At 67.2% G+C, this 11,769-nt stretch carries 8 protein-coding genes and 1 pseudogene; 3 read left to right on the top strand and 6 right to left on the bottom strand.

What is annotated here, in order from left to right; all coding sequences use genetic code 11:
* Positions 1-1,924 (top strand): DUF4878 domain-containing protein (locus tag Q0627_RS18860; protein WP_298811916.1); only part of this gene is annotated, 1,924 nt, incomplete at its 5' end.
* A gap of 67 nt (positions 1,925-1,991) precedes the next feature.
* On the opposite strand, the gene fbaA is transcribed toward Q0627_RS18860, so the two are convergent.
* Positions 1,992-3,026 (bottom strand): class II fructose-bisphosphate aldolase, encoded by a 1,035-nt coding sequence (fbaA, locus tag Q0627_RS18865; protein WP_291010833.1) that lies wholly within the window; start codon positions 3,024-3,026, stop codon positions 1,992-1,994.
* A 235-nt stretch (positions 3,027-3,261) separates the two neighbouring features.
* Here fbaA and Q0627_RS18870 point away from each other — a divergent pair, with 235 nt between their 5' ends.
* Positions 3,262-3,978 (top strand): DedA family protein, encoded by a 717-nt coding sequence (locus Q0627_RS18870; protein ID WP_291010835.1) that lies wholly within the window; start codon positions 3,262-3,264, stop codon positions 3,976-3,978.
* Between the two features lie 7 nt (positions 3,979-3,985).
* On the opposite strand, the gene Q0627_RS18875 is transcribed toward Q0627_RS18870, so the two are convergent.
* The 3 genes and pseudogenes from Q0627_RS18875 to Q0627_RS18885 all read right to left on the bottom strand — a co-directional run.
* The gene (locus tag Q0627_RS18875; protein ID WP_291010837.1) at positions 3,986-4,627 is read right to left on the bottom strand and encodes a TrmH family RNA methyltransferase; all 642 of its coding nucleotides are present in this window, start codon (positions 4,625-4,627) and stop codon (positions 3,986-3,988) included.
* 174 nt (positions 4,628-4,801) lie between these two features.
* Complete coding sequence (gene pyrE / locus Q0627_RS18880; RefSeq protein ID WP_291010839.1) at positions 4,802-5,347, bottom strand: orotate phosphoribosyltransferase; 546 nt, start codon at positions 5,345-5,347, stop codon at positions 4,802-4,804.
* 431 nt (positions 5,348-5,778) lie between these two features.
* Positions 5,779-6,510: pseudogene (locus Q0627_RS18885) on the bottom strand (hypothetical protein); the annotation flags it as partial.
* A 235-nt stretch (positions 6,511-6,745) separates the two neighbouring features.
* Between Q0627_RS18885 and Q0627_RS18890 the strand changes: the two are divergent.
* Complete coding sequence (locus tag Q0627_RS18890) at positions 6,746-7,945, top strand: M20 family metallopeptidase (RefSeq protein WP_291010928.1); 1,200 nt, start codon at positions 6,746-6,748, stop codon at positions 7,943-7,945.
* A gap of 7 nt (positions 7,946-7,952) precedes the next feature.
* Here the strand turns inward: Q0627_RS18890 and Q0627_RS18895 are convergent, their stop codons facing one another.
* Positions 7,953-11,324, bottom strand: coding sequence for a DEAD/DEAH box helicase (locus tag Q0627_RS18895; RefSeq protein WP_333716644.1), 3,372 nt, complete (start codon positions 11,322-11,324; stop codon positions 7,953-7,955).
* 38 nt (positions 11,325-11,362) lie between these two features.
* A complete protein-coding gene (locus Q0627_RS18900; protein WP_291010841.1) occupies positions 11,363-11,752 on the bottom strand; it encodes a PPOX class F420-dependent oxidoreductase in 390 nt (129 codons plus the stop codon).
* Between the last annotated feature and the right edge of the window lie 17 nt (positions 11,753-11,769).

An 11,769-nucleotide genomic window follows, 5' to 3' on the forward strand; every position in this document is an offset into this window, starting at 1 on the left:
AAAGCCCACAGAGCCCGAGGCGACCGCCGAATCGGAGGCGACCGCAGCGCCCGAAAAGCCCACAGAGCCCGAGGCGACCGCCGAATCGGAGGCGACCGCAGCGCCCGAAAAGCCCACAGAGCCCGAGGCGACCGCCGAATCGGAGGCGACCGCAGCGCCCGAAAAGCCCACAGAGCCCGAGGCGACCGCCGAATCGGAGGCGACCGCAGCGCCCGAAAAGCCCACAGAGCCCGAGGCGACCGCCGAATCGGAGGCGACCGCAGCGCCCGAAGCGACGGCAGAGTCCGAAAAGACGGCAGAGTCCGAAACCGAGCCCGACGCCACCACCGAACCCGCAACCTCCACCGAGCCCGAGAACACGGCACCCGCCGAAATCGTCACGCGACCGGCAGACGTGGCTGAGTCCGACAGCACACAGTCCGACAGCCCAGAAACCGACAGCCCAGAAACCGACAGCACCGACACTGGCGCGGACGGACCGGGAGTAGCCACGGTCGCGGCAGGAGCGGTTATCGCGGGAGCCGTGGCCACCGCGGCGATCACCGGAGACGACGAAGCCAAAGCAGAAGAAGCCAAAGCGGAAGAAGCCAAAGCGGAAGGACCGGAAGCAGAAGAACCGGAAGCAGAAGAGTCGGGCGCAAAAGAGTCCGAACCAGAGGCCACCGAACCAGAGGCCGCTGGCACCGACGATCCGAGCACAGACGATACCGCCGCCGAGGAAGCCGACTCCCCCACCGCCGAGCCCGACACCACCACAGACGTGTCGAGCAAGGACGAAACCCCCGAGCTCGCAACTACCGAACTCGAACCCGGCAAGCTTGAAACTGCCGAAATCGAACCCGGCAAGCTCGAAACTGCCGAAATCGAAACTGCCGAGATAGCAACTCCGGAAATCGCGACCACGGAAATCGCGACCACGGAAATCGCGACCACGGAAATCGCACCGGACGCGACCACCGAGGTCGTCGCCGAGGCCGGGAAAGCCGATGACGCCGACGCGACCACCGAAGTGGAGCCCCCGGACCAGGCGACGAAGAAGTTCGCAGCCGCCGCGGTGCCGGACATCGCCAAGCCCGGCACCAAGCCCGCCGAGGAACCGGTACCCCTCGAGCCCGCCAAGCCGAAGCAGCCCCCGGCACCCCAGGTCTCAATACCCCCAACCCCGAAACCCCCAACCCCGAAACCCCCTGTCTCGAAACCCCGGCCGGCCGCGGGTCCGGACGTCGCCGCGTCCGAGGCGCCGACGGTCAAGACCCCGAAGATGCCCGGGGTCAAGGCCCCTGTGGAGAAACTGCCCCGCCCGGCGGCGGCACGCCCAGTGGCGGCACCGGTCAAACCCGCTGCGGCCGTCACGGGAACAGGGGCAGTCGCAGGGGCTGGAACGGCCGCGGGCGCTGGGGCGGCCGCAGCGGCAAAGACCGACGGCTGGTCGACGACACCCCGTACGCCTACGACGGTCGGTGCCACGGCCTCGGCCGGTGGCGGCAAGAAGAAGTGGTGGCTGGTAGGCGCACTCGTAGCGGTGGCGGCCATCATCGCCCTGGTGATGTTGGTGACGTCGATGCGGAGCGCCAACAAATCGACGGCCGATGTCGATCGGGCCGCCCAGACCGCCGAAACATACGGCCGGGCGCTGTACAAGGGTGACCTGAGCACGTTGCGGGAGATCACCTGCGATCCCAAACGCCAGGAGTTCACCCAGTGGGACGGCAAAGAGGACCAGTACCGGGCGATCTACGAGCAGCAGAAGGAAGCCGATCAGCTGATCCGGATCAACCGGGTCACCGCGGCGATGATCAACGAGGACGGCACCGCCAACGTGCAGGTGGAGGCCGTCAACACCAGCAGGCCCTCCGAGCAGCACGATGTGATCATCGTGCTGCGCAAGGTCGAGGGCGAGTGGAAGGTGTGTAACGCCGAGTAGCAGCAGCGAAACGGCAAGCGGCCCGGACAGGAGTATTCCTGTCCGGGCCGCTGCCGTTCACCAACGGTCAGGCGCTGATCGACTTGCCGACCGACTTGAGGTCGGTGCACGCCTCGACGACCCGCTCACTCATCGAGGTCTCGGCCAGCTTGGACCAGCTGCGCGGGTCGTACACCTTCTTGTTGCCCACGTCGCCGTCGACCTTCAGCACACCGTCGTAGTTGCTGAACATGTGGCCGGCGACGGGCCGGGTGTAGGCGTACTGGGTGTCGGTATCGACATTCATCTTGACGACGCCGTAGCTGAGGGATTCCTCGATCTCGCTCTTGAGCGAGCCCGATCCGCCGTGGAAGACGAAGTCGAACGGCTTGGAACCTTCGGCGAGACCGAGCTTCTTGGTGGCAACCTCCTGGCCGGTGTTGAGCACGTCGGGACGCAGTTTGACGTTGCCGGGCTTGTACACGCCGTGCACGTTGCCGAAGGTGGCGGCCAGCAGGTAGCGGCCCTTCTCGCCGACGCCGAGCGCATCGACGGTCTTCTCGAAGTCCTCGGGGGTGGTGAACAGTTTGTCGTCGATGGCGGCCTCGACACCATCCTCCTCGCCACCGACGACGCCGATCTCGATCTCCAGGATGATCTTGGCGGCGGCCGACAGGCTCAGCAGTTCCTGGGCGATGAGCAGGTTCTCGTCGATCGGTACCGCGCTGCCGTCCCACATGTGCGACTGGAACAGCGGGTTCTTACCGGCGTCGACACGTTCCTGGGAGATCGCCAGCAGCGGCCGGACGTAGGTGTCGAGCTTGTCCTTGGGGCAGTGGTCGGTGTGCAGGCCGATGGTGACGCCGTACTTGGCGGCGACGACGTGCGCGAACTCGGCCAGGGCCACCGCGCCGGTCACCATGTCCTTGACGCCGAGGCCGGAACCGAACTCGGCGCCACCGGTGGAGAACTGGATGATGCCGTCGCTGCCGGCGTCGGCGAAGCCCTTGATGGCGGCGTTGATCGTGGACGAGGAGGTGCAGTTGATCGCGGGGAACGCGTAGCCTCCCTCCTTGGCCTTGGTGAGCATCTCGGCGTATTGCTCGGGAGTGGCGATGGGCATTTTTCTGTCCTCCAACCGTGTAGGTGGTTCAGGTTTCCCGCGGACGGCGCAGGCGTGCGACGATCATCGCTCTGCTTGGGGCGCCGGGGACCGGCCTGTCGAGTGGGTTCACTACCCACTCAGTATGGCAAGCGGTGCGCGTTCGTGTGCGTGCACGCCTGCACACCGGGGTGTCCGTTTGATCCGCGTCTCACCCTGAGCGACTTCTCAGGCACTACCGGTAGGCTCGAGCCCCGTGATCGACACCGTTCTCGCCCAGACCACCACCACGGTTGCCCTGCCCGGCATCCTCGACCCGATCAATGTGCTCAGCTGGTTCGGCGCATGGGCCTTCTGGGGTCTGCTGCTGGTCGTCCTGATCGAGTCGGGTGTGCTGTTCCCGGTGCTGCCGGGCGACTCGCTGCTGTTCGTGGCCGGTATGGTCGTCGCCGCCGGCGGCAAGGACGACATCGACAAGTTCGCCTCGCTGTGGCAGTTGCTGCTGTTCATCCCGATCGCCGCGATCATCGGCGGCCAGATCGGCTACTGGATCGGCCGGTACGTCGGGACGGAGATGTTCAAACCCGACGCCCGCTTCCTCAAGGAGCGCTACATCACCGAGGCGCACGAGTTCTTCGAGAAGTACGGCCCGATCACCATCTTCCTGGGACGTTTCGTGCCGATCGTGCGCACGCTCGCCCCGATCGTCGCCGGTGCCGCCAAGATGAAGTTCGCCGTCTTCACCTTCTACAACGTGCTCGGCGCCATCGTGTGGGGTGCGGGGATCACACTGCTCGGCTACTGGCTGGGCCGGTTCGAGATCGTCCAGAAACTCATCGAGCCGATCTTCATTCTCATCGTCGTGCTGTCGGTGGCGCCGATGGCGATCGAGTGGTACCGCCGCAAGCGTGCCGCCAAGAACAACCCGGAGACCGCGGCACAGGACGCCCCGGCCGCCGAGGACACCGTCTGAGCGTCGGCTACCAGGCCTGATTCAGGTCCGCGTGCTGCCGGATCCACGCGTGCATCGCGATCCCGGCGGCCACCCCGGCGTTGATGCTGCGCGTCGACCCGAACTGGGCGATCGACACCGTCAGGTCCGCGTGCCGCTGCGCGATGTCGCTCACGCCGGGTCCCTCCTGACCGAACAGCAGCACGCACTCGCGCGGCAGGTCCGCGGTCTCCAGCGGTACCGATCCGGGCGTGTTGTCGACGGCCACCACTGCCAGCCCCTGCTCCCCCGCCCACACCATCAGCTCGTCGACGGTCTCGTGGTGCATCAGATGCTGGTAGCGGTCGGTGACCATCGCCCCGCGCCTGTTCCAGCGCCGCCGCCCGACGATGTGCACCGCGGCGGCCGCGAAGGCGTTCGCGGTGCGCACCACGGTCCCGATGTTGGCGTCGTGCGCGAAATTCTCGATGGCCACGTGAAACGGATGCCGCCGGGCGTCGATATCGGCGACGATCGCCTCCCGCGTCCAGTACCGGTACGCGTCGACGACATTGCGGGTGTCACCGGCCGTGAGCAGCTCAGGATCATAGCGCGCCCCCTCCGGCCACGCCCCCTCCCACGGCCCGACCCCGACAGGCTCCCCCGCCTGCCACTCAGTCGGCCCGCCCACAGATTCCCCCGTCACAAGCAACCAAACATCTAGACCCCCAAGACCGAAACAACCAAGAAGCAACCAAACATCTTGATCCCTGAGGCCGAAACAACGAAGAAGCGAGGGTCACGAAGGGTCCGGTGACGATCCACGCCTGACGCGCCCACCCCCGACGGCCCCAACGGACCCGGATCAGCCAAGACCGAGGTCACTGAGCCCGAGCAGCGACCGGTACGGCACACCGAGCTCCCCGATCACCGCGTCGGCGCCGGTGGCCCGGTCGACGACGGTCGCCACGCCCACCACTATCGCCCCCACCTCGCGGGCCGCACGCACCGCTTCGGACGGCGACGCACCGGTGGTGGAGGTGTCCTCGACGATCAGTACCCGGCGGCCGTCGATGTCGGGGCCTTCGATGCGCCGCTGCATGCCGTGCGCCTTCGCGGCCTTACGCACGACGAACGCGTCGATGGGGCGGCCGTCCGCGTGCATGATCGACGTCGCGACCGGGTCTGCGCCCAGGGTCAGGCCACCGACGGCGTCGTAGTCCCAGTCATCGGTGAGCTGCCGCATAAGCGACCCGATCAGCGGTGACGCCTCGTGGTGCAGAGTCGCCCGGCGCAGATCGACGTAATAGTCGGCTTCCTTGCCGGACGACAGGGTCACCCGGCCGTGGACGACGGCCAGTTCGGTGACGAGCCGGGCCAGCCGTTCACGTTTGGCTGCATCGAGACTCATCGCGGGAGCTACTCACTTTCCTGGCGGCGCCGACCGGGCCGGTTGATGGGGATGGGCCGGGCGGGGACGGGTGGGGCCACCGCGTCATCGACAGGATCGACACCGACTGTGTCCCTAGCGCCGGTGTCCCTACCGCTTGTGTCCCTACCGCCTGTGTCACCGGCCCGAATCGGCTGTGGCCGTGGTCCCGACCGCGCACCGGTCGACGTCACGGGCACGGCGATTGGTGCGGATGTGTTGGACGCCAGTCCCGGCCGGACGGGTGGCGGGCGACGATGTGCCTGCTGCCCGGCAACTGGTATGCCTGGGCTGGTGGTCGGGCGCCCGGGATGCCGGTCGCCTCCCCGGCCCGCATCGTGACGACCCGCCTCGTGCCTACCGGCTCCGTGCCTGCCTTCAGCGGGTGCGGCGACGGCGGATCTGGACGACTCGGACCTGGATGCCTCTGCCCGGGCCCGCCGCTCACTGTCGCGTAGCATCTCTGTCTTCTTGTCGGCCAGTTCGGGCCGGGACGGGCCATGCGGATCGCGCGGGTCGGGCGTGTCCTGTGGGCCCTGCAGCGGCGGCAGCACCCGTAGCAGGTCAGCAAATCGCCGCACCACCTCCAGCGCTGTGTCGAGTTCCTCGCCGTCGTCGGTGAGCGGCAGCGAACCGAGCGCCCAGTGGCCCTCGTTCCACAGCACCTCGACGTAGGTGGGGGCGGTGTTGGCCAGTACCACCATGCGCCGGTCGCAGACTCTGCGGGCCACGTCGAGGTTGTTGGAGAACATCACGCGCTGCCCCATCGCGCCGAGCAACTCCACGTCATCTTCAGCGGGGGCCAGCACGTCCTCGTGTCGCAGGTCGACGACCACGCGGGACGGGAACGACCTACGCACCGCGATGACGGTGGCCGTCTCCTGAAGGTCGAACACCACCGCTTCGGCGCCGTCGTACTCGCCGTAGGCCACAGCGGCCACCTCGACGTGCTCGGGGACGTTCATCCCGGCCCTGACGAACACCTTGCGGAGTTTGCTGTCGGACTCGCGGAACTTGAATCCGTGCTGCTCACCCCAGGCGGCACGCTGATGATGGGACACGACCGATCGCCGCCGGTCGAGGTACAGCAGAACCGCCGCACCTGCCAGCGCCAGAACGCCGAGCACTAGATAGATGATGGTCATCGGGCCCCACATTACTATCGGGCGCCCGCGGACGTACCGATTGCCACCACCGCCCGACCCAAACCCCACCGATAGCCCCCGGCGCGACAATAGTTGCGATGCTTGCCGCCATCGGTGGGGTTTAGGTCAATGCCGGTGAGAAGATGGCCGCGTGAGCCCCGAAGTTCCCTGCCCAGACCCGCTGACCGACCCAGACCGGCTGACAGACCCAGACCGGCTGACAGACCCAGACCGGCTGACAGACACCGAGCGGCTGATCTGCGACGACATCGACACCGGCCTGATCGAAGGGCTCACGTGCGCACTGGTGCAGGCGCCGAGCGAGAATCCGGGTGGCTCGGAGGCTGCGGCCACCGGAGTGCTCATCGAGGCCGCGACCGGCCTGGGCCTGATCGCCGAGACCGACGAGGTGGCGCCGGGTCGGCCCAACGTGACCGTCACCTGGCTGCCACCCGCCGCCACCGGACCCGGCCTGATGTTCCTCGGCCATTCCGATGTGGTGCCGGCCGGCCCGAATTGGACGGGCGACCCGTACCGGGTGCGGCGCGCCGTCGACGACGCCGGCCGCACCCTGCTCGTCGGCCGCGGCACCACCGATATGAAGGGCGGCCTGGCCGCGGTGCTCGCCGCGATGGACGTGCTGCGCCGCCACGACGTACCCCTGACCGGCCCGGTCCGGCTGGTATGCACCGTCGATGAGGAGGAACACGGCCTCGGCGTCCGCCGATTCGTCACTCGTCCCCCCGACCACACGTTCCTCGGCTGTGTGGTGGCCGAACCCACCGACCTGACCATCGTGCGCGGCTGCCGCGGGGCGTCGTACATCGACATCGAGGTCACCGGCCGCGCCGCGCACAGCGGCAGACCCGCCGACGGCCGCAGCGCGATCAACGCCGCGGCCCGGATCATCGGGTTGCTTTCCGACGACCAGGATCGACTGGCCGCCGACCCCGACGACCTGCTCGGCTTCGGCACCTGGAATGTGGGCACTGTCCACGGCGGACAGGGCATCTCAGTGGTCGCACCGATGTGTTCGCTCGGCGTCGACCGCAGGCTCATGCCGGGCGAGTCCGCGGAGCAGATCGCCGAGGAGGTACGCCGGCGCATCACAGAGACCGGCATCGACTGCGACGGCATCGACGTCGCAGTCACAGTCACGATGGAGATGCCCGGCTTCGTCACAGATGCGAACCATCCCCTGATCGACACGGCTCGTTCGGCGATCACCGCGCAGGACCGGGCGCCCAGCGTGGGCGGCTGGACGGCCGCCTGCGATGGCGGTTTCATCTCCCGAGACCTCGGCATCCCGGCCGTCGTCCTCGGCCCCGGCAACATCAACACCCAGGCCCATCAGCCCGACGAATCGGTGGTCGTCGACGACCTGCTCATCGCCGCCAGGGTGTACACCCTCATGGCCCTGCGCATGCTGGGCTGACGCGGGCTCAGCCGATCATCGCGCGGATGTCGTCGGCGCTGATCGTGGTGCCGAACAGTTCGCCGTCGTCCACCACCGCGTCGAACAGGGCGCGTTTGCGGTCCTGCAGCGCCACCACCCGTTCCTCGATGGTGCCCGCCGACACCAGCCGGTACACGTTGACGGGGCGCGTCTGGCCGATCCGGTGGGCGCGGTCGACGGCCTGCGCCTCGGCGGCCGGGTTCCACCACGGATCGCATACGAAGCAGTAGTCGGCCTCGGTGAGGTTGAGCCCGAATCCGCCGGCCTTGAGGCTGATCAGGAACACCTTGGTCTCCCCCGAAGTGAACCGCCGCACGGCGTCGGCACGTTCGGCGGCATTCATCGACCCGTCGAGGTAGCTGTAGGCGATACCCACCTTGTCCAGGTGCGCGGTGAGGATATGCAGGAAGCGGGTGAACTGACTGAACACGAGCGCGTTGTGGCCTTCGGCGACCAGTTCGGGCAACTGTTCGGTGAGATAGTCGACCTTCGATGAGGAGACCCCGTGGTGCGATTCGTCGACGAGCGCGGCGTGCAGGCTGAGCTGACGCAGCAGGCTGAGCGAACGGAACACCTGAAAGCGGTTCTTCTCCCAGTCACCGAGCAGCCCGAGCACTTTCTGCCGTTCGCGGGCCAGCCGGGTGTCGTAGATCTTGCGGTGCCGCGACGAGAGATCGAGCACCAGCGCCTGTTCCTGCTTGGGCGGCAGATCAATGGCGACCTGATCCTTTGTGCGCCGCAACATGACCGGCTTGATCCGCCGGCGCAGCACCCCCAGTCGCTCGGGCGTCGAATGCGATTCGATGGGTTTGCGGAAGTAGTCGGTGAACGCCACCGGCGACGGGAACAGTCCGGGCGCGGTAACACTCAGCAGCGACCACAATTCCATCAGATTGTTCTCCATCGGGGTGCCGGTGATGGCGAGTTTGAATCCCGAATCGAGCCGCCGCGCGCACTGATGAGTTTTCCCGGTGTGATTCTTGATGAACTGCGCCTCGTCGAAAATCACTCCGCTCCAGGAGTATTCGTTGATCTCGTCGAACAGTAGGCGCAGTAGTGTGTATGAGGTGACCACCACATTGGTACCGGTCGCCTGCTGATCGAAGCTCTTCCCGGTCTTTGCCCGGGTGGCCGTCACGGTGGCCACTTCCAATTCAGGTGCGAACTTTCGGCATTCGGCGGCCCAGTTGGCGACGACGGAGGTCGGTGCGATCACCAGGAAACTCGTGTGCGGATCCTCGGCCACCGCGCGGCTGATGAGCGCGAGCGCCTGCACAGTCTTGCCCAGGCCCATGTCGTCGGCCAGGATACCGCCGAGTTCGTTGTCCCACAGGAAGTTCAGCCAGTCATATCCCGACCGCTGATAGTCGCGCAGGTCGGCACGCAGTTCGTTCGGCGGATCGAGCCGATGGGGCGGAACGGCCGATGCCAGCGCCGACATCCGCTCCTGCCAGCGCGCCAGTTGTTCGTCGACCACCCCGAGTGCGAGCAGTTCCTCCCAGAAGGTCGCGTTGAGCGTTCCGGAGTGCACCTTGCCCGATTCGATCTCGCCGAGTGCCCGCGCCTCGGCCAGCAGGTCGGCCAGCTTGCGCAGTTCCGGGGTGTCGAGGGAGAAATACACACCGTCGGCGAGCAACATATGCGTTGCACCGGAGACAATTTCGCGGATGACATCGGCAACGGGCACCGCCGTGGTCCCCACCGTGACGGTGATCCCGAGACTGAACCAGTCGTTGCCGAATTCGCCGTCCTCCGAGGAGAATTCAATGCTGGGAGCAGCACCGGCGGGCCGGTAGTCCATGTCGAGCCGGTTGTCGACGATCACATCGGGATGTTCGTCGAGTTCGGGAAGCGCCTCCACCACGAGAACAGCCGTCTCGACACCGGAAAGTTCCATCGGTACAAGGAGACTCACGATGCTCGACGCCGCGATGAGCGCCTCGGCCGATTGACCGCTGAGCAGCAGGTCCAGCTCGTCCAGCACAGCGACCGAGGATTCACGATACAACCGGCGCTGCCAGTATTCCCTCGCATGCACCGCCCACGCCCGGCACATCCAGGCCGTCGCCGACAACTCCGGCCGCAACGACTCCCACAGCGCGGCCTCGGCCGCCTTGTCGCGATAGGCGACGGTCACCGCCTCCGCCGGATCGAAGACGTGCCGCGTGTCGTTTACCTGGTATCCGATGCTCCACGACAGCCGCGCACCACCACCGGTTCCCGGCGACAGCGTCAGCACCGCGAACGGACCCTCGATGCGGGGTGGGGCGAACAGTTGCTCGTCGTGCACGTGCACACTGCGCGCCCGCGACAGCCGCGGCAGCACCTCGGCCGAAAATTCAGGCAGATCGTCGGCCGGGATGAGCACGTCCTCCCCCGTGCGGGCGGCGTCGAGCTCAGCCGTACTGGGCACCGGGTCGAAGGCCGCGAGGAGCAGCGTGCCGTCGCGAACGGTCCACAGCCCATGCGTCTTACGTGCCGGACCGAGCAGTCCGCGCACCTCCCCGGCAGGCAGCGGGTCGGCGTCACCGATCTCGAACACCGTGGTCAGCTGCGCCCCCGTCGCGTGCGCCCGCAGCGTGTAGCTGAGCCGGGTGGTGGTCACCCGCACGGACGTGGCACGCAGCGCGGGATCGGCGATCAGTGTCACCCCAGCCCGCTGCGCCGCCTCCAGCAACGTCCAGAACGTGACAGGTGCCTGGGACAGACCGACCCGCTCGGCGCCATAGGAGTACGAGTTGCCGGTGAGCGCTCTGTGCAATGCGGTGACGGCGATCTCCTGGGCGGGTGGAAAGTCCCAGCCCCGCGAATCAAGCACGTTCGCCCACGAGGCTCCCGTCTTGATCCACTTGCCACGTTTGCCCATGGTCATCGGATACAGCATCAGCATCGGGTCCGAGCTGCCGGCCAACTGCGCGAAGTAGCCGTTCGGTGTTTCCACGCCGAAGCACAGCGCGAGCGGACGAACCTGCGACGATGTGTCCGCGACCCCGGGTTCGGTCTCCGCCAGCACTCCCGAGAACATCGTCCGCCAGGACACCGTGGGCGGGGGGCGCGTCGCGCCGCCGCGGGCCGCCACCAGTAGCAACGCCACCCCGTGTTTGCAGAACATCCCCACCGGGCACGTACACCTGGCGTTCGCGATCGTGCGGGACGACGGGACACCGTTGAACGTCACGGTGACCTGGTAGATCTCCCGCCCCGAACCCCGGCACGTGCCGGTCAGTTCGCCGCGCTGGTTCCAGCCGTACTCCAGGACCATGCCGGTGTTGGAGTATCGGGTGCCCTTGTTCATGGCACCACCGCCGAACCGCCGCAGCAGTTCGGCAGGCGCGATACGCAGCAGGTCCCCGGTCACCCGGCCAGACTACGTGCCCACTACGACATCAGTGACGGTCAGGCGGGGCTCGCAAGACTGATCGACAGGCCGATCGTGCCACCCTTGCCACGTCGCAGGGTGCTGCCGAGCACGGTGATCCGCCCGGCGACCCCGTACTTCGCGATGATAAGTCCGCGCGCCCGTTCGGTGCCGGCGGCGTCGAGAATCTCGGCCCGTCCGGACACAGGTTCGCCCGTGAGGACCTTGCCCCGGGCGTCGCACGCCTGCACGATCACCTCGGGATTGCGCCGGATTCGCTTGACCTTCCACGACTCGGTGCGCGTCCACATCACCAATCGATCCCCGTCGAGCGCCGCCCACAGCGGCGTCGACACGGGTGTCCCGTCCTTCCGAAACGTCGTCAGCGCAACATACTTCGCGGTCCCGGCCTCACCGAATCCAGACATCCCCCCACCCTACGCGC

This window comes from uncultured Gordonia sp. (assembly GCF_937858515.1).
In the GTDB taxonomy this organism is placed as follows: domain Bacteria; phylum Actinomycetota; class Actinomycetes; order Mycobacteriales; family Mycobacteriaceae; genus Gordonia.

Excerpts from the sequence above, each read along its gene's own strand:
- fbaA (WP_291010833.1), bottom strand. The coding sequence starts at position 3,026 with ATGCCCATCGCCACTCCCGAGCAATACGCCGAGATGCTCACCAAGGCC.
- pyrE (WP_291010839.1), bottom strand. The coding sequence starts at position 5,347 with ATGAGTCTCGATGCAGCCAAACGTGAACGGCTGGCCCGGCTCGTCACC.
- Q0627_RS18900 (WP_291010841.1), bottom strand. The coding sequence starts at position 11,752 with ATGTCTGGATTCGGTGAGGCCGGGACCGCGAAGTATGTTGCGCTGACG.